The organism is Trichocoleus sp. DQ-A3, from assembly GCF_039961975.1.
Classification (GTDB): Bacteria; Cyanobacteriota; Cyanobacteriia; order Cyanobacteriales; family FACHB-T130; genus FACHB-T130.
In genome coordinates, this window is sequence record NZ_JAMPKC010000002.1 from 198,388 (window position 1) to 220,210 (window position 21,823).

At 45.1% G+C, this 21,823-nt stretch carries 23 protein-coding genes and 4 pseudogenes; 17 read left to right on the top strand and 10 right to left on the bottom strand.

Annotation, left to right across the window (positions count from 1 at the left end; all coding sequences use genetic code 11):
* Positions 1-102: 102 nt before the first annotated feature.
* Positions 103-345 (bottom strand): hypothetical protein, encoded by a 243-nt coding sequence (locus tag NDI44_RS03920; protein ID WP_199304828.1) that lies wholly within the window; start codon positions 343-345, stop codon positions 103-105.
* Between the two features lie 156 nt (positions 346-501).
* Between NDI44_RS03920 and NDI44_RS03925 the strand changes: the two genes are divergently transcribed.
* The gene (locus NDI44_RS03925; protein WP_190412459.1) at positions 502-3,489 is read left to right on the top strand and encodes an NACHT domain-containing protein; all 2,988 of its coding nucleotides are present in this window, start codon (positions 502-504) and stop codon (positions 3,487-3,489) included.
* Between the two features lie 131 nt (positions 3,490-3,620).
* Positions 3,621-3,926, top strand: a pseudogene (locus NDI44_RS03930) (Uma2 family endonuclease); the annotation flags it as partial.
* A gap of 213 nt (positions 3,927-4,139) precedes the next feature.
* Here the strand turns inward: NDI44_RS03930 and NDI44_RS03935 are convergent.
* Positions 4,140-4,484, bottom strand: a complete 345-nt coding sequence (locus NDI44_RS03935; RefSeq protein ID WP_190412460.1) for a hypothetical protein — start codon at positions 4,482-4,484, stop codon at positions 4,140-4,142.
* A gap of 468 nt (positions 4,485-4,952) precedes the next feature.
* On the opposite strand from NDI44_RS03935, the pseudogene NDI44_RS03940 reads away from it, so the two are divergent.
* Positions 4,953-5,249, top strand: a pseudogene (locus NDI44_RS03940) (Uma2 family endonuclease); the annotation flags it as partial.
* 40 nt (positions 5,250-5,289) lie between these two features.
* On the opposite strand, the gene NDI44_RS03945 reads toward NDI44_RS03940, so the two are convergent.
* Positions 5,290-5,478 carry a hypothetical protein gene (locus tag NDI44_RS03945; protein ID WP_190412461.1) on the bottom strand — a complete coding sequence of 63 codons (189 nt, stop codon included), beginning with the start codon at positions 5,476-5,478 and terminating at the stop codon, positions 5,290-5,292.
* 30 nt (positions 5,479-5,508) lie between these two features.
* Here NDI44_RS03945 and NDI44_RS03950 point away from each other — a divergent pair, with 30 nt between their 5' ends.
* Together NDI44_RS03950 and NDI44_RS03955 are read left to right on the top strand one after the other, a co-directional pair.
* A complete protein-coding gene (locus tag NDI44_RS03950) occupies positions 5,509-6,342 on the top strand; it encodes an aldo/keto reductase (protein WP_199304829.1) in 834 nt (277 codons plus the stop codon).
* Positions 6,343-6,441: 99 nt separating this feature from the next.
* Positions 6,442-7,686, top strand: coding sequence for a b-glycosidase (locus NDI44_RS03955; RefSeq protein WP_190412463.1), 1,245 nt, complete (start codon positions 6,442-6,444; stop codon positions 7,684-7,686).
* A gap of 101 nt (positions 7,687-7,787) precedes the next feature.
* Here the strand turns inward: NDI44_RS03955 and NDI44_RS03960 are convergent, their stop codons facing one another.
* Positions 7,788-8,522 (bottom strand): class I SAM-dependent methyltransferase, encoded by a 735-nt coding sequence (locus NDI44_RS03960; RefSeq protein WP_190412464.1) that lies wholly within the window; start codon positions 8,520-8,522, stop codon positions 7,788-7,790.
* 23 nt (positions 8,523-8,545) lie between these two features.
* Positions 8,546-8,802 (bottom strand): annotated as a pseudogene (locus NDI44_RS03965) (aminoacyl-tRNA hydrolase); the annotation flags it as partial.
* 132 nt (positions 8,803-8,934) lie between these two features.
* Between NDI44_RS03965 and NDI44_RS03970 the strand changes: the two are divergent.
* Together NDI44_RS03970 and NDI44_RS03975 are read left to right on the top strand one after the other, a co-directional pair.
* Positions 8,935-9,684 carry an alpha/beta hydrolase gene (locus tag NDI44_RS03970; protein WP_190412466.1) on the top strand — a complete coding sequence of 250 codons (750 nt, stop codon included), beginning with the start codon at positions 8,935-8,937 and terminating at the stop codon, positions 9,682-9,684.
* 5 nt (positions 9,685-9,689) lie between these two features.
* Positions 9,690-10,283 carry a TetR/AcrR family transcriptional regulator gene (locus NDI44_RS03975; protein ID WP_190412467.1) on the top strand — a complete coding sequence of 198 codons (594 nt, stop codon included), beginning with the start codon at positions 9,690-9,692 and terminating at the stop codon, positions 10,281-10,283.
* A 14-nt stretch (positions 10,284-10,297) separates the two neighbouring features.
* Here the strand turns inward: NDI44_RS03975 and arfB are convergent, their stop codons facing one another.
* Complete coding sequence (gene arfB / locus NDI44_RS03980) at positions 10,298-10,714, bottom strand: alternative ribosome rescue aminoacyl-tRNA hydrolase ArfB (protein WP_190412468.1); 417 nt, start codon at positions 10,712-10,714, stop codon at positions 10,298-10,300.
* Positions 10,715-10,984: 270 nt separating this feature from the next.
* On the opposite strand from arfB, the gene NDI44_RS03985 reads away from it, so the two are divergent.
* Both NDI44_RS03985 and NDI44_RS03990 read left to right on the top strand, forming a co-directional pair.
* Positions 10,985-11,701: a class I SAM-dependent methyltransferase gene (locus NDI44_RS03985; protein WP_190412469.1), complete on the top strand. Its 717-nt coding sequence runs from the start codon at positions 10,985-10,987 to the stop codon at positions 11,699-11,701.
* A 26-nt stretch (positions 11,702-11,727) separates the two neighbouring features.
* The gene (locus tag NDI44_RS03990) at positions 11,728-12,474 is read left to right on the top strand and encodes a L,D-transpeptidase (RefSeq protein WP_190412470.1); all 747 of its coding nucleotides are present in this window, start codon (positions 11,728-11,730) and stop codon (positions 12,472-12,474) included.
* A 215-nt stretch (positions 12,475-12,689) separates the two neighbouring features.
* Here the strand turns inward: NDI44_RS03990 and NDI44_RS03995 are convergent.
* Positions 12,690-12,797 (bottom strand): annotated as a pseudogene (locus tag NDI44_RS03995) (aminoacyl-tRNA hydrolase); the annotation flags it as partial.
* A gap of 107 nt (positions 12,798-12,904) precedes the next feature.
* Here NDI44_RS03995 and NDI44_RS04000 point away from each other — a divergent pair.
* The 3 genes from NDI44_RS04000 (at position 12,905) to NDI44_RS04010 (ending at position 15,266) form a co-directional block, all read left to right on the top strand.
* Positions 12,905-14,644 carry an ABC transporter ATP-binding protein/permease gene (locus NDI44_RS04000; protein ID WP_190412472.1) on the top strand — a complete coding sequence of 580 codons (1,740 nt, stop codon included), beginning with the start codon at positions 12,905-12,907 and terminating at the stop codon, positions 14,642-14,644.
* 173 nt (positions 14,645-14,817) lie between these two features.
* Positions 14,818-15,111, top strand: a complete 294-nt coding sequence (locus NDI44_RS04005; RefSeq protein WP_190412473.1) for a hypothetical protein — start codon at positions 14,818-14,820, stop codon at positions 15,109-15,111.
* 2 nt (positions 15,112-15,113) lie between these two features.
* A complete protein-coding gene (locus NDI44_RS04010) occupies positions 15,114-15,266 on the top strand; it encodes a hypothetical protein (protein WP_190412474.1) in 153 nt (50 codons plus the stop codon).
* A 31-nt stretch (positions 15,267-15,297) separates the two neighbouring features.
* On the opposite strand, the gene NDI44_RS04015 is transcribed toward NDI44_RS04010, so the two are convergent.
* Together NDI44_RS04015 and NDI44_RS04020 are read right to left on the bottom strand one after the other, a co-directional pair.
* Positions 15,298-15,984, bottom strand: a complete 687-nt coding sequence (locus NDI44_RS04015) for a Coq4 family protein (protein ID WP_190412475.1) — start codon at positions 15,982-15,984, stop codon at positions 15,298-15,300.
* Between the two features lie 315 nt (positions 15,985-16,299).
* A complete protein-coding gene (locus NDI44_RS04020) occupies positions 16,300-16,854 on the bottom strand; it encodes a DUF6438 domain-containing protein (protein ID WP_190412476.1) in 555 nt (184 codons plus the stop codon).
* Positions 16,855-17,197: 343 nt separating this feature from the next.
* Between NDI44_RS04020 and NDI44_RS04025 the strand changes: the two genes are divergently transcribed.
* From NDI44_RS04025 to NDI44_RS04045, 5 genes are all read left to right on the top strand, one after another.
* Positions 17,198-17,473: a UBP-type zinc finger domain-containing protein gene (locus tag NDI44_RS04025; protein WP_190412477.1), complete on the top strand. Its 276-nt coding sequence runs from the start codon at positions 17,198-17,200 to the stop codon at positions 17,471-17,473.
* A gap of 147 nt (positions 17,474-17,620) precedes the next feature.
* Entirely contained in the window at positions 17,621-17,887 is a 267-nt protein-coding gene (locus NDI44_RS04030) for a Precorrin-3B methylase (protein WP_190412478.1), read from the top strand.
* Positions 17,888-18,025: 138 nt separating this feature from the next.
* Positions 18,026-19,672 (top strand): AAA family ATPase, encoded by a 1,647-nt coding sequence (locus tag NDI44_RS04035; RefSeq protein ID WP_190412479.1) that lies wholly within the window; start codon positions 18,026-18,028, stop codon positions 19,670-19,672.
* 49 nt (positions 19,673-19,721) lie between these two features.
* A complete protein-coding gene (locus NDI44_RS04040) occupies positions 19,722-19,949 on the top strand; it encodes a hypothetical protein (RefSeq protein ID WP_190412480.1) in 228 nt (75 codons plus the stop codon).
* Between the two features lie 30 nt (positions 19,950-19,979).
* A complete protein-coding gene (locus tag NDI44_RS04045) occupies positions 19,980-21,137 on the top strand; it encodes a hypothetical protein (protein WP_190412481.1) in 1,158 nt (385 codons plus the stop codon).
* A gap of 18 nt (positions 21,138-21,155) precedes the next feature.
* Here the strand turns inward: NDI44_RS04045 and NDI44_RS04050 are convergent, their stop codons facing one another.
* Complete coding sequence (locus tag NDI44_RS04050; RefSeq protein WP_190412482.1) at positions 21,156-21,812, bottom strand: SDR family oxidoreductase; 657 nt, start codon at positions 21,810-21,812, stop codon at positions 21,156-21,158.
* Between the last annotated feature and the right edge of the window lie 11 nt (positions 21,813-21,823).

The window sequence follows — 21,823 nt, forward strand, 5'->3', positions numbered from 1 at the left end:
GGTTTCTATTGTCGCCGACTCCACGAAGCGGACGCTATGCGATCGCTCCTCTCCTGCAAAACCTTGAGCAAGGAAGTGTTATGGTTCAGTATCAAAAACTGACTATTCCTTTTTCTGCGATGGGTTGGATTGCATCACGGGCACGAGAACCTTTAGGAGAAGGGCAATTGACCCAATCACACTAGCGATCGCTCCAATCACTACCGCTGTTGCCAGGATAATTTCAGTTGGACTGGTGCCATATTGCATCCAGGCGGAAGGGGATTCGATGGGAGCGGGATTCGTCGTCATGACCTGGGCAGGCTGAGTGTTAGGCATAGAAGGATTGGAAGTTAAGGTTGTCATTGATTTCTGTTGAACTCGATAAATCCAACTTACTGACTAGGAGCAGCCCAAACCAGGGATGCTAAGTGACGATAACAAACATCCCTTAACGAACCTAAACGTCCATCTCTTTACCTGGTTAAAGTAGAGCTAATTGCTACAAGTAGATTGAATGCTATGGGTTCCAGCCGAGAGCGTGGCTTTTCAGTTACACCCGAACGACTCGCATTTATCGAGCAGAAAATGCGTGAGATGGGGATTGAGAGCCGTGAAGCCTTGGCAAAAGCAGCAAATTTAAGCTCAGACGTTATTCACAAGAAGCTTTTTTCAGGAAGAAAGGTTGACAGGAGTACAGTTGAAGCGATCGCAAAGACTTTAAAGATTCAGCCTACGGAACTTGTCGAGTCAGATAGATGGTATCGACGTTCTAAACGCGCAAAATCTCAGGCTTCTACAAGCATTGATTGGCAGTACGTTTGCCGAACCATGCTCGATCGCCAGAAGAAGCTCAGCACCAATGAAGTTATTGCTTCAGAAGCGATGCAGTTTGATTTACTGGATGATGAAATCTTTATCTCGCTGGCGTTGGTTGAGCGGAAGGAGCCAGAGCAATTAAGCCAGAATGTTCATCCGGCAAGACCTATAGAGCAGTATGAGGAAAAGCCGCCGATTGAGTATGAGCAGTTTCGGGAACAGATATTGCGACAGGGAAATAGCGATCGCATTGCCATCATTGGTGAACCCGGAGCCGGAAAGACAACACTTTTACAGCACATCGCCTTCTGGATTCTAGACAAAGAGCTTGGTCTACCAATTTGGATCTCTTTGGGTGACTTGATTAAAAACGGTGATTTGCAACGTCTAAAGGATTACTTAACTCAGGTGTGGTTGGATAATGCCGTGCGAGATGTTACTCAGGACGTTAAATCTGATTTTTTGAAACAGTTAAATGAACAACGAGTGTGGCTGTTGCTGGATGGAGCCGATGAAATTGTTGCGTCGTCTGGCATTGCACTACGCGAAATTAATAATCAGCTTCGCGGTTGGATAAGTCAGTCGTGCATTATTCTGACCTGCCGCATCAATGTTTGGGAAGTAGATAGCAATGCTCTTAGAGATTTCCAAACCTATCGCACAAAGGAGTTTCATTATCCAACTCAAGTAGAACAATTCATTGAAAGTGGATTTCGTAAAAGCAATCAACAAAGCGGTGAACGTCTTAAAACCGAGTTAGCCAACACTGAACGTACTCGGCTTCAACAACTCGTCAGAAACCCATTACAGTTGATGATGCTTTGTACGACATGGCATGAGCAAGAGAGCTTGCCAGCAACTAAGGCTGAGTTATACAAGCGATTTGTCAGTGAGTTTTACAAGTGGAATAGAAGCAAGTGGAAGAAGAAAGACCTGAATTATGCATTCTTTCCAAATACAGTAGCTAAACAAGAAAAACTCAATAAAGCTCTTGGGCGTTTAGCGTGTCGTGCATTAGATGAGGAATCATCACCATTTCGATTGCCACACAATTTAGTTTTTGATGAACTGGGCGATCCCGATGAAGACGGTTCTTATTTTTGGTTAGCTCTTAATCTTGGCTGGCTTCAAGTTGCTAGAGATTCAGATAAACCGTCAGACAAAGTATACACATTCTTTCATCCAACCTTTCAGGAATATTTTGCTGCGTTATCGATCGATGATTGGCATGATTTTCTAAATCACACTTCTCACAATCCGGAGGAAGGAACTTATCGAATTTTTGAATTTAATTGGAAAGAGGTAATTTTATTGTGGGCTGGAAGAGAGGAAATATCCCCTCATCTCAAGGATATGTTTATTAAACAATTAATCTATTTTGACAGCAAAGAAAGTTTTTATTGGTACAAAGCTTTTTGTTTGGCGGCTGAATGTATGTCGGAATTTGCTTCTCTAAAATATCTGGACAGCATTATAGATAGAATCATTGAATGGAGTTTCGGATATTTTGATTCAAAGGAAAAAGAGTGGAAAACTTTTATTAACCCGATTTCGTCTCAGGCAAAGGAATCCTTAGTAAGGATTAGCAATGAAAAAATAACCAAGAAATTGAGTAACTTAATAAGCACTTGTAATAATGAAAAAATACTTATAGAGATTGCTATTTCATTAGCAAATTTTGTTGGAGGTAGATCAATAGCGATACAAGTTTTAGAATACATAATTGATACAAGTCATTTTAGTAGTACATCTATAGAAGCAGCTAAAGTTTTATATAAAATCGTTCCTAATAATTCAATGTCAATTCAGAAACTCTTAGGTTTACTTAAAGGAAATGATTATAGAATGTCTGCTTTGGCTTTGAAGGAAATTCTTACAGATAAGAGAGAAGTAATAAAAATATTAGAGAGTAAGATTGAGAAATTCGAACAAGAAAATTTAAATACTTACCTTTTAGCTAGCACATTAAATAAAATCGACCCTGGAAATATTTTTGCTGTAAATACTTTGATACGAACGATTCCAAAGATAGAAAATGAATCTTTTTGTAGATTGTTAATTGATATACTAGGAGATATACTGGAACAAACAGCAAACAAAGAGGCTGTGAACACTTTAAGAGCTTTAATTAAGACTAGAGTCGATGAAGATGATGAATTTTTAAGGTACGAAGCAATAATTAATTTGAGCAAAATCGAACCTAATAATCCAGAAAATATTTCTGAATTAATGAAGATCGTGTTTTATGGAGATGAGCTAGCTTATTGGGAGCGTTTAAATGGTGCTGTAGTATTAATGCAATTACTACCAGATAAAAATATACAAACACCTATTGAAGAGCTGTTAAGAAAAATGATTATAGAAAATTCTCATACCGCATCTTTTTGTATGTTAGCTTCAGAGGAACTGGCGAAAATAAAGTCTGGTAAATCTTTTGCTCTCCAAACCCTACTGGATCTAGCTCAAACAAGTCAAGGTTTATCTGATGGTACAGATGTGCTTCACAAAATAAAAAAGATTATTACTAAAGAGGATTATTCAAAAATAATTAGAGTTTTTAAAAAATATCTAGTAGATCGGACTATAGAAATTAATCCTTGGTTTTATGTAGATTGTTATCAATTGATTTGGCATTGTACTCAAAATATGAGCTATTTAGAGTTTTATCGAGCATGGAATAATCTTACTTAAGATACCCTGTAGATAATATGTATCGTTTAGAAGCTGTTCAGATTTAAGCAAATACTATAAAAGAAGTTACGTTAAAGCGATCGCCATCCAAACCCCATCACTCCTAATCTGGAAACAGACCAGAGACTCTTATGACCACGGCAACGATAGCAACACCCCAAAGGGAAGAACCCCTCCTGTTTGAGGGATTGACCTGGAGAGAGTTCAAAGCAGTCGAGCAATTGTTAGACCGTCCAGGATATCGGCTTTCCTTCCTGGATGGAGTACTGGAGATTCGACGGATGCCAGGGGAACCCCACGAAACAGTTAAGAAGAGGATCGGTGCATTGGTGGAGCTTTACCTGCTTATAGCAGGGTTTGACTTCACCCCAACTGGCTCCATGATCCTAGAAAGTGAAGCTGGAGCCGTCAAGCGAGAGGCGGATGAATCCTATAGAACCCATTTGACATCTTTTGCTGGGGTGCTTGGCTTTGAAGTAAGCCGTTACTTTGCGATCAATGATAGAGCCTGCTTAAACTCGACTGTTTTTTGCAAGAACAGGGATAAAACCAGCTAGCTGCAAGGCTTTTAGTTTCAGGAATAGATCTCAAATGGGTTCTATACAAGAGGGCAATCGAATTTGGCTGAACTACGAGCTAAGTTACAAATTTTATAGATTGATCGTCAGGATTTTTTTCTTGCTTTTTTTGTCGCTCAACACGACTGTATTGTAGGGTGATGTATCCGTTCCCGGCGGAATTGGCAGCCAAAAACTGGGGTTTTTATGATCGAGTTCGCCTAAATCAATGCTTTTCGTTATATCGCCATCTGTTGCAAGATTTGCGGTAAGTTCGCCTTTATAATCTTCAATTAAAAAGTCGCTAAATAAAACGACTTGCCCACCCTCAGGATGTATACCAAGGATGACCTGACCGCTGAAAGTTGTGCCTTTTCGTTCTTCATCAACCGTTGCCATTATGATTTCCGAGGGGTCTTGACCGGACATATCTGCCATAAACTTTTTCCTGGGCGAATTCTCAACAATTGAAAATGATTTTACAAGAGCGCTATGGGCAATCGCAAAACTCTCAGGACGTATTTCTGCATCGGTCTTGCAAATGTATAGCCAAGTTACTTCGGGTTTAACGCCTAATTGGAAGATTGAGTAGGGATGAGTAGAGGCTGAAAGCGATCGCGAAGCGTTGCTGCTATAAGAGATCGCATCACAGAAACCTGATAGAGGGGAGACGTTGAGAAGTTTCCGGATTCTGTTCTAACAACCTACGAGAGCCACGGGAAGGGGTAGGCAGGAACACCAAGGTCAAATGCTTGTAGGTCATTTTCAAGGGGTCAGGAAGCGATCACCTAAACAGCATCCCAGCACAAGAGGGTAGTACAGAGATAAGCTTTGCCATGCCTATAGAACCCATTTGACATCTCAACAAGAGGCTGAAAGTCTTTTGTTGAGATGTCAAATGGGTTCTATAAACTTACCCCTGGTCGAGTGCGTCCCGATCTGGCGATCGAAGTGGTGTTTACCAGTGGCGGCATTAACAAACTAGAGGTATACAAGCGCCTGAAGATTCCTGAAGTGTGGTTCTGGGAAGACGGAGTGCTAGAGATTTATCACCTGCGGGGAGAGGGCAACACTCTGGACTACGAAAAAATTTTCAGTAGTGAGGAAATGAAAGGGATCGATCTGGATTTGTTGTTACGTTGCATCAATATGGTGAATCACGTTGATGCCATCAAGACCTTTCAACAGGCACTCCAGAAATAGCTGGTCAAAGGCGATCGCGGCTCTGATCTTCGGTATTTCACTATAACGGCGATCGCAATTCCCACTGATGTGACTCAACTAGAAGCTTGCCAGCAGTTGATAGAGAAGGCGATCGCCGCATTGCGATGAGAACAAGTGCAAGCAGAACTACAAGCTCATTGCGTTTCCCACAACAGCGCTTTTCTCTACAATTGATGCCATGCCCATGCGTCAGCCAAAAAGCGCTCAAGGGCAATAGCTTGAATAGATGGAAACTGCTATGCGAACCCTTAAACTACCTTCTGGACAATTAATTCCGATTCTTGGTATGGGCACCTGGCAGATGGGGGAGAATGCCAGGAATCGCCAAAGCGAAATTGATGCCTTACGTCACGGACTCGATTTGGGTTTATCTTTGATTGACACTGCCGAAATGTATGGCGAAGGCGGTGCAGAGGAAGTAATCGCAGAAGCGATCGCTTCTCGTCGGGCGGAAGTCTTTCTAGTCAGCAAGGTCTACCCTCATAACGCCTCGAAACGAGGGACAATTGCTGCCTGCGAAAGAAGTCTCCAACGCTTGAAAACCGACTATCTTGACCTTTACCTGCTGCACTGGCGCGGTTCTGTACCGCTGGGAGAGACGCTGGAAGCATTGGCGACGCTTCAACAATCCGGCAAAATTCGCAGCTATGGAGTGAGTAATTTTGATGCCAAGGATATGGAGGAAGCCATTGGGTTGAAGGATGGGAAAGGAATTGCTACCAATCAAGTCCTCTACAACCTGATGCGACGGGGAATTGAGTGGAATTTACTGCCCTGGTGTCGGCAACAAGGTATCCCTATCATGGCGTATTCTCCAATTGAGCAAGGGCGTTTGCTGAACCATCAAACACTCAAGGCGATCGCTCAAGAACGAGGAGTCACTGCGGCTCAAGTAGCGATCGCCTGGTTGTTGCATCAAGACAATGTAATTGTAATTCCCAAATCCAGCCGCATTGACCATGTAGAGCAGAATTATGCTGCCTTGAATTTGAAATTGAGTGCTGATGAATTGGCTTCCTTAGATGCTGCCTTTCCAGCACCCACTAAACCTGTTTCCTTAGAAATGCTGTAAACACTTCTCCAAAGAACTCAACGGATTTATCTCGCGTTGGATAGTGTCTCAAATGAGCAAGAGTGCCTACCATGACGAGTTAACTTACAGAGCAAACGCATGGCTCAACGACCTGGAATCTTCCCCACCTTCTTCATCTCTGGCTTTGAGTGTTCGACGTTTCTCTGGAAGGACAAGCAACGGCGAAATCTAATTAAAGAGACACAGCACGATTGCCACGCGCAGGAAGATTACAACATCTTGCGATCGCTGGGAATTGATGTGGCACGAGAAGGGATTCCTTGGCCTCTAGTCGATCGTAATGGCTGCTACGACTTCTCTAGCCTTGACACCACGATCAAAGCAATGCAGCAGACGCAGATCGTTCCCATCTGGGATCTCTGCCACTACGGATATCCAGACGATCTCGATCCATTTAGTGAGGAGTTTACCGAGCGCTTTGCCCGTTACTGTCGCGCCGCAGCAGAGTATGTGATTCCGCGCTTGCGTGGTCCCTATTTCTTCACACCGATTAATGAAATTACGTTTTTCTCGTTCTGCGGTGGTGAGTGGGGTTGGGTTGCTCCTTATAAAACCACAAAAGAAGACCGTTTTCGCTTGCGATTGGCGTTGTGTAAGGCAGCGATCGCAGGGGTGAAAGCGATTCGGGAGGTAGAACCTGCCTCTAGGATGGTTCACATCGATCCCTTGGTTCAGGTGGTCGCACCGCGCGATCGCCCGGACCAGATCGACGCAGCACATGTGGAAACCTATGTGGATACCTTTTTGGCGTGGGATATTCTCTACGGGAAAGAACACCCTGAACTCGGCGGTTCCTCGGAAATTCTTGATATCGTTGGGGCAAATCACTATTCCTTCGGTCAGATGGAATACCGAGAAAATGGCCCCCATCAGGCGCTAGAACCCCACGACAATCGCATCAAACCGCTTTGCGAGCTAATGCGGTGGGTGTGGGAACGCTATCGCAGACCGATGATCGTTGGCGAAACCAGTGGCATGGAAGCAGGCAGAGATGAGTGGCTAAAAGACGTAGTGGAAGAGTCTCTAGCAGCGGTTAATTCTGGGATGGATCTGCATGGCATTTGTTTATTCCCTGCTGTTGATATGCCGGATTGGCATACCGGAAAGTGGCTGCACAACGGGATTTACGATTTGGTGGAAGAAGGGGATAATCTGAAGCGGGTGCCTTGCGAACCATACATTGCAGAGCTACGACGCTGGCAGAAGGAATTCAATCGGGTCACGACACTGGATGCTGACCCCTTGAGCGATCCAGTAGAACTGCAAGATGTTATTGACGCAGCTAAACGATTGCAGCCAGAAGCCGATCGCAATTGGCATTAAAGATTCAATCCAGCACTCTCACTCATCCGCGACGTTGCCTCGCATCGTCTTCAGTTGCGATCGCTTAAAGTCTTGATGGCTGTCGGAACAATCGCCAAGAGTCAAAGGTTGCTCATAGGCTTTCTGGCAATCAATGCAGCATGGGCATTGGGTAAAGCAAACTGACCATAACAACGCTGAATTTCGACTTGGTAGCCCACCTGTTGCAACATCGTGGCAATTTCTGCTGCTGCATATAGTTGCTGGCGATGAACCTCGTCATCTCGACGATAATCGTTTCCTACTTGCCGAAAGGTAATGATTCGCCGAGTCAGGATGTGCTGTGAATCTTCCTGTTTTTCCACCAAAACAATCCAATCTTCGCCTTCAGTAAAGCTTTTGACTGGAGTTGCAGAAGTCAGCTGTCCGGGTTCTGCAATATCAAAGATAAAAACGCCTCCCGGCGCGAGAGCATCATAGATGCGTTGGAACACCTGGGTAAGTGTTTGGTGGTCGGGGTCAAACAGGTAATTAAAACATTCACTAATCGAAATCACCGCATTACAGTCAGGAATTTCGACCTTGAACAACGAGCCTACCTGAAATTTAGCTAGAGGAACTCGACAACGGGCAATTTCAATCATGTCAGCTGAGATATCAACTCCCAAGACTTGGTATCCTGCCCTAACCAACTCCTCAGCTGACAGACCACTACCACACCCCAAATCTACAATCAGTCCATCCTGAATGCCATGCTGTTTGAGAATTGCCAGAATTTCTGGCATTGCTTGCAGAACGTAACTCCTGAAGCCGACATCGTGAATATAAGCAAGGTCTTTTCTGTACCACTCACTCATCCGTAACTTTTCCTCGCATCGTCTTAATCTGACTTCTTAATCTGACTTCGCTTAGTTTTGCTATCCAGACGCTTTCTTTGAGAACTACGAGTCGGTTTGCTGGGTTTACGGGGTTTGGGTAACGCGATAGCGAAGCGCAGATCGCACTTTTAATCAAGTCTTGCAATCGTTGCAATGCCTCTTCTCGGTTCTGCTCCTGGCTGCGGTGTTCTTGAGCCTTGATGACAATCACCCCTTCCTTGGTAATGGACTGGTCGGAAAGCTTCAATAGCCGCTTTTTTGTGTTGACTGATTGTTCAGTCATAAATTATATTGAGGATGAAACAATCGATCCTATCAGCCCAGGCTGTTGCTGGAAAATCAGGCTGAAACGTTCATTGTGACTGTCCTACAAACCTGAAAGGAGACAGACATGGATTTGCATTACGAAGTTCAAGGTAAGGGTGAGGCGGTTGTGCTGATTCATAACGCAATGGCAGATTTGCGGGATTGGGAGTTCATTGCCCCGCAACTAGCCCAGACTTATCAGGTCATCACTTTTGACGGACGCGGTGCCGGACAGTCACCCCCACTACTCAAACCTGCCCACTATGTTGAGGATTTGCGGCAGTTGCTTGACCATCTCAATCTCGATCGCGTGATTCTAGTTGGACATTCGATCGGCGGTCAAATTGCGACCGATTTTGCCCTGGCTTATCCTGATAGAGTAACCAGGCTGGTGCTGGTGGCTCCGGGATTATCGGGCTTCCAGTTCTCACCCGATGTTCAACAATGGTACGCGCAAATCAATGCGGTAGCTCCAGATTTGGAAAAAATGGTTGAGGTGTTGTTGAACCATCCTGTGTACAGTGTCGTGATGTCCAGTCCACAGCGCGATCGCATAATTGAGATGACAACGCACAACATGAAACGGTCTTTTGAATGGAAAACCTATGAGATGCTCTGGGCACAGCCACCCACCATTGATCGCTTAAGTGAGCTTCAAACCAAAACGCTGTTTATCATCGGCAAAAAGGATATGCCTGACCTTTTCAAGGTTGCCGAATTATTTCAACAGGTACCCGACATTCACTTTGCCTACATTGAAGGAGCCGATCATATGCCTACATTCACTCATGCTGATGAGGTTTCGAGTCGGATCGTTCAATTTCTCAGTGAGTAGAACCTATGCCGCGTACCCCAGCAGAAAACGAGCGCATCCGTCAGGCAACGCGGGAGCAAATCTTGAAAACGGCGATGGATTTGTTCTTCACGAAAGGCTATCACGCCACGTCGATTGAAGATATCGCCAAACAAGCGCAGATTTCAAAGGGACTGCTTTACCACTACTTCAAGGGTAAAGAAGATGTTTTGGCAGCAATGGTCGATGTGCGGCTCAACGAGCTGCTGGTTGTCATGAATGCTGCCGTTGCAAAGTCAACGCCTGTTGAGCAAATTCGCCATATTGCCGAAGGTGCGTTAGACGATGTGCGACGGCAACCGGAGGTTTTCCGATTTTATCTCAATCTGTTTACCCAACCCAGGCTCGACCCGATTGTGGCGAAATATAGCCAGAAGTTGATGGATGAGCAGGCAAAGCAGTTTGAAATTCAGACGCAGATGTTCACCGAATTGGGAGTTGCTAACCCACGACAGCGATCGCTCTATTTTTCCTCGACGCTTCAGGGCATCATGCTGATGTTTTCCACCTATCCTAAAACCTATCCGTTAGATGCTGTCAAGGCACAGGTGATTACAGAATTTTGTGGGGAGGTAGACTGAGTGTTCGCACCCTCTCATTCATCCGTAACCTTTCCTCGCATCGTTTTAATCTGACTTCGCTTAGTTTTGCTATCCAGACGCTTTCTCTGAGAGCTACGAGTTGGCTTGCTCCTTTTGCGTGGTTTGACGACTGCGATCGCACTCTTGATCAAGTCTTGCAATCGTTGCAATGCTTCTTCTCGATTTTGCTCTTGGCTGCGGTGTTCCTGTGCTTTGATGACAATGACACCTTCTTTAGTGATGCGTTGGTCGGAAAGCTTCAACAGCCGCTCTTTGTAGCGTTCAGGTAGTGAGGAAGCGATGATGTCAAAGCGCAGGTGAATGGCAGTTGCCACCTTATTTACATTTTGTCCCCCTGCCCCTTGCGATCGCACCGCACTCATCTCAATCTCATGCTCTGGAATACTTACGGTGTTAGAAATTTGCAGCATGATTGATTCGCTTGATTATAGACAGTGGAGCATTGCACGGAAATTGTTGCCCAGTTTAGCTTTATTGGTGCTGATTCCAGCATAAAGTAGTAGCCACGCCTCTAGCTCCCTGTGTAGCTGCAATATATCAAACACGAAGTTTTTAGTTCGCTACGCCTAGAAACGTTAACTTTGTGCTGCAACTGGTTCCTCGACAACGCTTGAGTGCTTTCATACTGTTCATGCTATTGGCGATCGCTGCACGTATAATTTGCACAACTGGAGGCTTTTATGTCCCAATCTGATTTGGAATACCGCTTGCATTTAAGTTGGAATACGAATGCTCGTGCTTGGACAAAAGCAGTCCGCGAGCAACTAATATCCAGTCGCCGCGTTGTGACTGATGCCGCCATTGTGGAGGTTTTGGTGGCGCTGCAACCTCGCCGCGTGCTAGATGTTGGATGCGGTGAAGGTTGGCTGGTACGCGCATTAAACGAACGCAGTATCGAAGCCTTTGGAGTAGATGGGAGTTCTGCTTTAGTTCAACAAGCTCACGCAGCAGGTGGTGGTAGGTTTCGCACCCTCTCTTACGATCGGATCGTCAACGACCCAAATCAACTCGATGGACTATACGATCTCGTAGTCTGTAACTTCTCGCTGTTAGGGGAAACCATTGTACCGCTGCTGGCTGCGCTGGGTACAGTTCTAGTACCTAATGGGCACCTAGTTGTGCAGACGGTTCACCCGTGGAGTGCCTGTGGCGACACCGCCTACAAGGAGGGCTGGCGAACCGAGTGCTTCACGAGCTTTGGCGAGGAGGAGTGGGAGCCAATGCCTTGGTATTTTCGGACTATCAGTTCGTGGCTGACAGCTTTTAACCAAGCAAAGTTGCAGATACGCCAATGTATTGAACCACTTGAGCCAACAACGCAGCATCCTCTATCGCTTATTCTCGTGTCCTGCGTAGAAGAACAATTCAGAGGATCTGCCTTATATGATGAGAAATAGTTGAGCAAGCCCCAGTTAGGTTAGTTGTGTTTACAACATCTCGTCTCATCTCAAACTGGCTCTTAGTTGCACTACCAATAGCCCTATGCGCTTGTGCATCATCTGATGCTGTCGTTTCAACTCCAAAAAACGTAATTGAAGCCAAGCCACAATCCTTGCCACCATCCGTAAATAATGCTGAGAAACTCAACAGCATTCAAGAAGAACGTTACTCGCTGCTCATTCATCGAGTAGACAAGCGCTTGGAGGTACTCAATAACCAAAGCGTTCCGATTTACAAAGCAACTATCGGCATTGGTAAGGGCGGACTCAAAGACAAACAAAACATGAATGACTTTGTTACTCCCACAGGCGAGATGAGCGTAGACTTGATTCTCTACAAAAAGTCTGAGTACAACCAGATTTCCCAAAATAACGTTAAGCGTTTTGTCAAAGTTACTCAGTATCGCAACTTAGTTAACCCTCAGCAAGGATTAGTTCAGCTATTCAAGAACATGAACCATCTTGACTTTGATGGGAACGGTAGCCCAGACAGAGCTTATGGAAATGGCTATATCGGACTCACTTCAACGACAAGCATCACGGGTCCCAAAATGAGTACATTTCAGGGAACGCCTTACTGGTTTTCAATCGCACTTCATGGTACACCCGATCCTGACAATATTGGTCAAGCTAACTCAGGTGGCTGCATCCATCTGGACTCAAACACTTTGCAGCAGTTAATTGAGAAGGGTTGGGTGAAGTTAGGTACCAAAGTAACGATTGTTGATTAATGTATTGACGTGGTTGTGTTTTCTGCGATCGCGGTAATGCTCTTTGTTCACAAATCAAGCTGACTATAAATAAGCTAGTTTTCCGCTAAACTTGCCCCTTCATAACTTATTATTCGCGCCTTTGTATAGTTAGCTTCTGCAATTGGCATCGCACTCCGCACTTTTATACCTGAAGATTTGGCAGAAGTTTGTATTGATTGGCTGCAACTGCGCTCAGAATTTGGTACCTTATTGACGTTTTGCCCGCCTGCCCCTTGAGAGGGCATTGCAATCATCTCAATCTCATACTCTGGGATACTCACCGTGTTAAAAATTTGTAGCATAATTTAACAATTGTCCAGAGATGAGTCGCACCAGTCGTTGAGCAGATTTCGCTCTGATTCGCCTTTATTCATTATCTCCTGACAGACAAAGTAAGGAAAATAAGCCGATGGATCGATTGAATTTCAATGTAGTCCAGCAGTTCTGGACGATCGCTAAGTCCTATTGGTCAGGGGATGAAAAATGGCAAGCCAGAGGGTTATTGCTGGGAGTCGTGCTGTTACTGCTGGCGTATACAGGATTGAGTGTAGTTCTCAACAACAAGCGAGGAGTGCTGATTTCAGCCCTCTCAGCCCGTGATGAGCCACGCTTCTGGGAAACTGTCATCATTTTCATTGGCGTGCTGGTGATCTATGCACCGTTGCTCGCAGGCTATACCTATCTGCGCGATCGCCTGAGTTTGCAATGGCGGAAATGGCTCACCCATCGATTCGTGGATAACTACTTTCGCGATCGCGCCTATTACAATCTGCATATCTCAGGCACTGAAATCGATAACCCAGATCAGCGGATTGCAGAGGATGTTAGGAGTTTTACCCAGGAATCTCTCACCTTTGTACTGGTGTTGGTGCAGTCTGTGTTGTCAACGATCGCCTTCAGCAGCGTACTCTGGGGCATTTCTAAACCCCTGGTGTTGTTTCTGGTGCTGTATGCCCTAATTGGGACAGTAGTAACAACTTTTGTATTTGGTAAGCCGCTTGTCCGACTCAACTTTGAACAATTGAAGAGAGAAGCGAATCTCCGCTTTGGTTTGGTGCGGATTCGGGAGAATGCGGAAGCGATCGCATTCTATCGAGGGGAAGAACAGGAGTCAAACCAAGTTAAGCATCGGTTCCTCGATGTGTTTGAGAACGTCAAACGCCTACTGGTTTGGGAATTAAACTTAAATGTTCTCACCAACGCTTATGAGTTCATCCCCTTCGTCCTGCCTGCCCTAGTTGTCGCACCCGCGATTTTTGCCGGGGAAATGGAGGTGGGTAAAGTTTCTGAGGCACAGGGGGCTTTTGTCCGCGTCTTTTTCTCGCTCAATGTTGTCGTTGCCCGCTTCCAGCAATTGACCACTTTTGGCGCTGGGATTAATCGTCTTTATACCTTTGCCCAGTTTTTAGAACAGGCAGAGGCAGATCGGGCATCCGATGAGCAACCCAGGATTCAGACGGTATCAGCAGATCGGCTGGCAGTCCAACATCTCAGCCTGCAAACGCCTAACTATCAGCGCACATTAGTCGAAGATTTGTCGCTAGAGTTACCTGCGGGAGAGGGACTTTTGGTGATGGGACCAAGTGGTTGTGGTAAGAGTTCGCTGCTGAGAGCGATCGCAGGTTTGTGGGATTCTGGTACAGGGAAAATTGTTCGTCCTGAATCCGACGAGATCCTATTTTTGCCGCAACGTCCCTACATGGTGCTTGGTACTCTGCGCGATCAATTGCTGTATCCCAACACGCATCTTGAGGTTGACGACGAACACTTAAAGCAAGTGCTGGAACAGGTTAATTTAGCAGGTTTAGAGGAAAGATTTGGCGGTTTTGATGCCCAGGAGGATTGGGCAGATGTCCTCTCTTTGGGCGAACAACAACGGCTAACTTTCGCCCGGTTGCTGCTGAACAAACCCAACTACGCCATCCTAGATGAAGCAACTAGCGCCCTAGATTTGGATAACGAGGAACGGTTGTATCAACATTTGCAGGCAAAAGGGACTACTTTCTTAAGTGTGGGACATCGTGCTACGTTGGCAAATTATCATCAGTCATTGCTGGAACTCTCCCAGGATAGGACTTGGCAGCTTAAACAACCCCTAGCTCTTGTCGAAGAACAACCGGAGTTGTTGGAACTTCCATCGACTACCTGATATTTTAGGGCGCTCGGCGGAAGCATCCCATTTGTGCAAAAATACCTGCTGATTGAAATAGCCAATGCAATGGAAGCTGGCAAGCTCAAGTCCGGAGATAAGCCAATCCATGACCATAGACATATCAAATCTAAGGTTTAAATCCCGTTCAGTTCGCTAAAGTTTAAAAAGATATGAATCGTATTGATGGAGAATCTAAATCCCAAATGATACCGTTGTGGAATAAATCTTTTAGTGCTTTTTGCTTGGGTCTGTTTGTGATGTTCGCAGGGAATATCGTTCTGATTGGTTGTGGTGAAGCCGCTAAAAATTCCGAACCTGTACAAGAATCGGAAAAAGAATCCAACCAGGGTAATCAGGCTGATGATGACGATAACGAGGGGCAAGAGACCACTGGCTCATCCGATCAAAATGACGATGAGGAGAAGGATGGACAAGAGGAGAAGGATGGAGAAGATAAGGATTAGCAGTGGCGATTCACCTAGCGCGATCGCTTGATAGCCGCAGCCACCGATTCGCGTGTACTCTGAATTTACACGCGAAAGGGACGACTTTTTTGAGTGTGGGGCATCGCTCTACGTTGGCAAATTATCCATCAGTCTTTGCTGGAATCCCAGAATAGACGTGACAGATTAAACAACCGCTAGCTCTGCTCAAACATGGCGAAAAGGAGTGACATTTAACTCCGCTCTCCAGTCTCCTAGTGGTTTTTCCCAAGCCTCTTCCCACTTTTGCCCTAGAAAGGGTTTTGCCCGATCCCCCAAATCGTAGCTCTGCTGAATGAGACGTACAAGCGGGTTTAAATCGCTGTTCATCTTGATCGTATTCAGGGTGATTGCGGCAATCAACATCACTGCAAGGGGAGAGCGATTTTGCGCGAGCGTAAATGCTTGCAGCCCAATCTCTCCAACAGGATCGGTGCCAAATCCTGTCACGGTATGCCAAATATCATGAGTTTGTCGCATACGCAGTGCTAAATAGCTTGTGTCATCTTGAAGTTCGACTTGGCGATAAAACTCTGGATCGAGCTTGGCTGCTCGCATATGAGAGGCATAGGCAAAGCCTAACGAATCTTCAGGCAGCTTGAGTAACGCTTCTAAATTGGGAGTCGGTGCAATATATTGTTCTTCAAAAAGTTGAGCGATTTCAGGATAGGACTTGAGATAGGTAATCGCAGCAGCAGAAACTTCATGGTTGGCTAAGGCAGCAGCAATATCAAAAACTGCCTCGATATCTGTTCCGTTATCGATAAAGGCAAGGAAACCTTCCAAACCTTTCAGAAGTTCTGGAGTAACCGAGCGACTCATATCAGCATTGATAATCGAGGGAGATTTTGACATCGGGAAACCTTCGGTAATCAAAATGAACGAACCCTTGGCGGGATAACTTCACGTATCTGGATCGAGACCCGCAGCTCTTAACCGTTCTGCCTGTTGTGCTGTCCTATACTCTAGCTGCGATCGCTCTGTTGCGTTCGGCTTCTACCTCAGTTAACACGCAACTTCCTTGTGCATCATACTAGCGCAGCCACCATCTGTTTAGGACTATTTTAGGGATTCTTGAATTGCCTGATTGCGACTATCTAGGGGCAAAGTTTTGTAGCCATTGAGTAAGAGCGAGATGCCTCCGGCAAGTTGCGCGGGATGCCAATCCAATTACTTCGTAGTTCCCCGTGGGGCGCGTTCAGCATCTGTTCCAATCCACTGCTTAGAATTCACTACGGTATCGATTTTATTTTCCAATTCTGTTAGTTGAGTCGGTGCATCAGGTGAAGGAAGGTAATGGTGTACTGTTTTTTGTTTCTTGCCGATTGTCAATGAGGTGATGGCAGAAGGTGCATCGGTGTGTCCACCTGTATAGCTGTCTTGAAGCTTGAAGTAATTGAGCTTTTGAAAGTCTGCAATGAGCTTTCTCGCTGCTGTTTTACTAATAGTTGTTGTTCGGGTGCCAGTCACTTTCACAAACCGTTTGCCCTCGTAAACCACCTTGCCATTGCCATAAACAGTGAGCTTATAAATGGGGCAAAAGCCAAAACAGGCTGTCCGTTCGAGTGTCAGCGCAACTTGTGGTGAGACTTGTCGAGGTTGATTGAGTAGCCTTTGATTCGGAGTAGTGGTTTCAGCCGCCAGGAACGGGGAGTTAGGAATAGAGACGCTTAGAACACTACTGGCTACACCGATTATTAGACTTAGAAGAAGTGGCGATCGCATTATCGTTAGGCTCTAAATCAGAAAGATTCACTTAACTTCGAGTCTATTCGGCTGTTTCAGCTCTCAGTTCCCGGTTTCTAATTCAGAAACTAGAAGACGATGTAGGAATTTTCTATTTTTAGGCTAAATTATCGGCTGTTGATGCAATCGGGAAATCATTGGTGTTCTCCGTAGACGAGTTGGGTTGTTACACCGCAGCGCACCCTAGAACAACTCAGCTTTGACAACTGAACGCACAGCGATATTTTCAAGGGGTACAGAAAGCAAGCGATCGCTCTTTTAGGCTCTAGAATTGGAAGCATCCCATGAGCGACTCCAACTCATACATTGATTAGGAAACCCTATGTCCTGCAAACACCTCAATGAAGTGACTCTGCAAAACCTAATCCATAAAGCCAACTATCCGGTGTTTCGCTGTGAAGAGTGCATGCGGATCAATGGTCGTTGGGTGCATCTTCGCATTTGTCAGACGTGCGGTAAGATGCTGTGCTGCGACTCGTCAGAACATCAGCATGCTCGTCGTCACTATGAGGAAACCGGACATACTGTAATCAGCTCAGCGGAGTTAGGAGAGCAATGGCTGTGGTGTTTTGTGGATGAGCAGCAGAAGAATTATTGAAGATACGCTCAATTGGGGTATCTCCCCAACTGACAAGTAATTTTAAAGGAAGGCGATCGCATAATCCTTCCAAACACTAGATCGAAGAAGGAGCAATCACCTTGATGCTACGGGTTAGGATTTAGGGTAGGGCGTTCTGATTGAAGTATGGCAAAGCAGGAAAATCCTCTCACGGGAGAAGCACTCATTAAGGAAGTTTGTCGGCGGATTCGGGTTGCCCGTAGCTACTGGGATGCTCATAATAACGCTGCTTGTCGGGGAGAACGCGATCGCGCTTTAGCCCTTTACAACACGCTAACGAAAGAACAAAAAGACAAGATTCCGCAGCAGTTGCGGGTGTGGCTTCGCTACCGCAGTGAAAAATACTTTGGCGCACACCGAACACCACCCAAGTCGAAACGAAAGTCGAAATAGTGTTTTCCTTGGGTTGTCAGGGAAATGCGATCGCGCTGTAAAAGCAGAGGCTTACCTGAAGTGAGGCGGCGAGCGCTCTTTGAGTAAGTGTTTCAGATGTAATTATCTTATACGTTTCTAGGAGTTCGTAGATTTCGCATGAAAGTTGAGATAACGATTAAAAACTATCGTTGCTTTCCAGATTTTAAGCCAGCTCAAATTACTCTACAGAAAGGTTGCACTGCCTTTATAGGAGTTAATAATTCAGGGAAATCTTCCTTACTAAAGTTTTTCTATGAATTTCGTCAGCTCTTTCAAGTAGCTTCTACCGGCAACCCCTGGGTAGAATTGGCAGCAGGTCGCTCATATGGATTTAATTTTCCCAAAGAAGTCTTAACCCCTCAAGATGTCTTTTGTAATGCGACAAATCCTCGTCCTCTCGAAATACAACTTCAATTTGTGCCCGACGAGGCTGACGACAAAGAAGAGATTCAATTATCTCCGTCTAAAATAGTCATCTCTGTTCCAAGAAACCAGACAATTTTTACTGCTTTGATCTATCAAGGAAATCAGTCTCTTCCACCTAAAACCTATAAGTTTGATGGAGTACAGCTTATTGATCCAGATCACAATTTTTCTCCTGTAGCATACCTGGCTGCTGTTCTTAATGTGTTCAAAGATTTGGCGGAAACACAATACATTGGTCCATTCAGAAATGCAATTAATCTTTTCCCAACTAGTAACATAAATGAAGTTCAAACGATTCAGTACTTGCATATTAGCTACTTTGATATCACTATAGGCCCCCCTTTTATTAAAAAATGGAGAGAATCTTCAACAGGTTTTGATAAGTCAATCATCAAATCTACGAACAATATTACTAATGATCTTAAAGGAATCTTTGGTTTTGAAAATCTAAAGATTGATTCGTCCGTCAATGATCAAACATTCAATTTTTCTATAGACGGAGAGGTATATACTCTTCATGAACTAGGTTCTGGTCTAGCTCAATTTTTTTTGGTGCTTGCGAATATAGCTTTACAAAAACCGTCCTACATACTTATTGACGAGCCTGAACTTAATCTTCATCCCTTGCTACAATCTCGCTTCCTTATAACTATTGCTAAATATGCAACTCAAGGAATTTTGTTTGCCACTCACAGTCTTGGATTAGCACGAACAAGTGCCGACCGAATCTATTCTGTTCAAAAGGAATCTGATGGAGGGAGTAGAGTTGCCGAATATGGTCGAGAACCTCGACCAGCAGAATTGCTTGGTGAATTAAGCTTCTCTGGCTATATAGAACTCGGATTCAGAAAAATCTTACTTGTAGAGGGGTCTACTGACTTAAAAGTAATTCAACAGTTTCTTCGTTTATATAAAAAAGACCAGGACGTTGTCCTCTTGCCTTTAAGAGGACGCGAAGGTATTCACAACAATGCTCTTGAAGGCTTATGCGAAGTTAGACGTATTTGTGAAGAAGTTTACGCTTTAATTGACAGTGAACGTTCTTCTGCTGATGCTCCATTACAACAACGAATTAATGATTTTAGCCAATTGTGTTGTCAAGCTGGGATTAAATGCCACATTCTAAAATATCGAGCTACTGAGAATTATTTGTCTGAGGCAGCAATCAAAAAAGTAAAAGGTAATAAATATCGAGCACTTCAGCCTTACGAGAAACTTGGAGATATGAAGCCTAGTTGGGATAAAGTCGAGAATTGGCTTATAGCAAAGGAAATGACTCTTACAGAATTAGAGACAACAGATCTTGGTCAATTTCTAAGGAAAGTGTGTGAAGAATAGAGTGCAAAACTCCCTAGAACACATCGATGAGTGAAGCGATCGCTGCAATGTGCAAATCATAGGCACCAATCGGATTTACTGCACTGGCAAGACGCGCACGAATTTGACCGCACGCGATCGCAGCCTCATCCCCAAAAGGAAGCGAGGCAAACCGCCCAACTTACAAGCCATTCTAAAAGAAGGCGATCGCAAACGAAGCCTCATTCATGTCTCTATCTTGAGCGAAGTGTTGCCAAGCCAAGGGAAACAGAACCATTCATCTAGAGTCATTAGTTAGTAGTGAATCACTACTACTTTTGCCTTGAGTATGAAGAAAACAACTGCCTTAACAGTGACCGTCCTTGCGATCGCTACACTTGTGGGGACATCTGTGGCACATTCTGCTGGCTTCTTCGCTCAAGCACCAACCGCTTCCGTAGCTCAAGCTAAACCATCTTGGGAAAACTCCAAGCTAGTTCACAAGTTGCCCACTGTCGCAAACTATGCCAAGTTTAGCTCTAATGGACTTCTACTCGTCTGTAATGGTGAACAGGGTAAAGCCATTCAGTTGTGGGATGTAACGAAAGGGGAATTACTCTCATCTATCAAAGCCGACGATACCACTTCCTTTGGAGATGTTGCCATCAGCCCTGATAGACAGTTTGTTGCCAGCATCATCTACTCGCAAATTGATAAATCAATAGCAGTTGGTCTGTGGAATAGCAAAACCGGAGAACCGATCTGGAAAAAACCAATTTTTACCAATAGCGCAGAGTTTCGCGGCTCTAAGGATTCTGGGGAAAATTTCCCGGCTAGCATTATTTCCAGCTTGGAATTTAGCCCAAACGGACAATCTATTGCCAGTAGCGCCCGAAAATATTTTGGTTCCGAAAATCCGCAGATTCAGCTATGGGATGTAGCAACCGGCGAAAAGCGCTTTGTATTAAAGAGTAATATCAAATCTTTACGAGGGGTGCGTTTTAGCCCTGATAGCCAAGTGTTAGCCAGCCTCGGTTCCAATCAATCTATCCTCAAGGGAGGAACTTATCACTGGCAAGGCTTGATTCAACTTTGGAATCCTAACACAGGTCAACTCCTCCATACCCTAAAAGAAAAAGATCAGTTACTTCCCCAGAGCATGGCCTTTAGCCCGGATGGTCGAACGTTAACCAGCCTGTCAAAAGACGCGATATATGAAGCTCACCTCCGCACTTGGGACGTGAAAACGGGTGGAACTGTGCGTACTGTTTCGGCTTCGGTAGACAGAACGGATGACCAGTTATCACTCAGTCCTGATGCTAAAACCTACTTGGTTGCTGGTCAGGTAGCTGGTTCACGTATTATTAATGTCGAAATTCGCAAGGAATGGCCTCTTAGTGGTTTTGATGTGAGTAGTGGTGCTAGTACAGGATTATTTAGCCCAGATGGTCAGATGTTGGCTGTTCCAACGGTAGCAGGAATTCCGATTTGGCAAGCTGGTAATTAGTAATTGGTAATTGATAACTTACCAGGGAAGCACCTCCCCATTGGCGTGCCAAAAAGTGCCTGTATTCTCCAGCGTCAACTCATCAATCCGCGCCAACAAACCCTTTACAGACTCTTCCGGTGTAATGCCAGTAAAGTTCGTCATACGACTTTGAACTAACCCTGGATGCAGAATTGCCACTGCGATCGCACGCGGTTTGAGGTCGAGAGATAGCGATTTGCCAGCCATCGATAACGCCACCTTCGACATCCGATAGCCATAAGAACTGCCAGAGGTATTATCTGCAATTGAACCCATCCGACTTGTCATCAGCGCAATCTTGGAACCTGCTTTAAGCAGTGGCAATAGGGCGTGAGTCACTCGTAAAGGCCCCAGCGCATTCACTTCAAACTGCTCTCGAATGCTCTCAAAATCCAAGTTTTCCAGCGTCACGCGCTTGATGATTCCGGCATTATTAATTAGAACATCAATCGTCGTGTCACCCAGGCGATCGCGTAAATCAGCAACCGATGCATCAGAGGTAATATCAATCCCCTCCTCAACCTGCACCCCTAGCTGCTTCAACTCCTCAGAAGCAGTGCGACAAATGGCAATGACATTACCCCGCGCTTGCAGTTGGCGGCAATATTCGTAACCAATTCCCCGATTAGCACCCGTAACCAGATAAGTTGCCATGCGAACTCCCA

Excerpts from the sequence above, each read along its gene's own strand:
- NDI44_RS04000 (WP_190412472.1), top strand. The coding sequence starts at position 12,905 with ATGGATCGATTGAATTTCAATGTAGTCCAGCAGTTCTGGACGATCGCT.
- NDI44_RS04030 (WP_190412478.1), top strand. The coding sequence starts at position 17,621 with ATGGCAAAGCAGGAAAATCCTCTCACGGGAGAAGCACTCATTAAGGAA.
- NDI44_RS04045 (WP_190412481.1), top strand. The coding sequence starts at position 19,980 with ATGAAGAAAACAACTGCCTTAACAGTGACCGTCCTTGCGATCGCTACA.
- NDI44_RS04025 (WP_190412477.1), top strand. The coding sequence starts at position 17,198 with ATGTCCTGCAAACACCTCAATGAAGTGACTCTGCAAAACCTAATCCAT.
- NDI44_RS03970 (WP_190412466.1), top strand. The coding sequence starts at position 8,935 with ATGGATTTGCATTACGAAGTTCAAGGTAAGGGTGAGGCGGTTGTGCTG.
- arfB (WP_190412468.1), bottom strand. The coding sequence starts at position 10,714 with ATGCTGCAAATTTCTAACACCGTAAGTATTCCAGAGCATGAGATTGAG.
- NDI44_RS03960 (WP_190412464.1), bottom strand. The coding sequence starts at position 8,522 with ATGAGTGAGTGGTACAGAAAAGACCTTGCTTATATTCACGATGTCGGC.
- NDI44_RS03925 (WP_190412459.1), top strand. The coding sequence starts at position 502 with ATGGGTTCCAGCCGAGAGCGTGGCTTTTCAGTTACACCCGAACGACTC.
- NDI44_RS03935 (WP_190412460.1), bottom strand. The coding sequence starts at position 4,484 with ATGGCAGATATGTCCGGTCAAGACCCCTCGGAAATCATAATGGCAACG.
- NDI44_RS04020 (WP_190412476.1), bottom strand. The coding sequence starts at position 16,854 with ATGCGATCGCCACTTCTTCTAAGTCTAATAATCGGTGTAGCCAGTAGT.
- NDI44_RS03975 (WP_190412467.1), top strand. The coding sequence starts at position 9,690 with ATGCCGCGTACCCCAGCAGAAAACGAGCGCATCCGTCAGGCAACGCGG.
- NDI44_RS04050 (WP_190412482.1), bottom strand. The coding sequence starts at position 21,812 with ATGGCAACTTATCTGGTTACGGGTGCTAATCGGGGAATTGGTTACGAA.
- NDI44_RS04015 (WP_190412475.1), bottom strand. The coding sequence starts at position 15,984 with ATGTCAAAATCTCCCTCGATTATCAATGCTGATATGAGTCGCTCGGTT.
- NDI44_RS04005 (WP_190412473.1), top strand. The coding sequence starts at position 14,818 with ATGAATCGTATTGATGGAGAATCTAAATCCCAAATGATACCGTTGTGG.
- NDI44_RS04035 (WP_190412479.1), top strand. The coding sequence starts at position 18,026 with ATGAAAGTTGAGATAACGATTAAAAACTATCGTTGCTTTCCAGATTTT.
- NDI44_RS03950 (WP_199304829.1), top strand. The coding sequence starts at position 5,509 with ATGCGAACCCTTAAACTACCTTCTGGACAATTAATTCCGATTCTTGGT.
- NDI44_RS03920 (WP_199304828.1), bottom strand. The coding sequence starts at position 345 with ATGACAACCTTAACTTCCAATCCTTCTATGCCTAACACTCAGCCTGCC.
- NDI44_RS03955 (WP_190412463.1), top strand. The coding sequence starts at position 6,442 with ATGGCTCAACGACCTGGAATCTTCCCCACCTTCTTCATCTCTGGCTTT.
- NDI44_RS03985 (WP_190412469.1), top strand. The coding sequence starts at position 10,985 with ATGTCCCAATCTGATTTGGAATACCGCTTGCATTTAAGTTGGAATACG.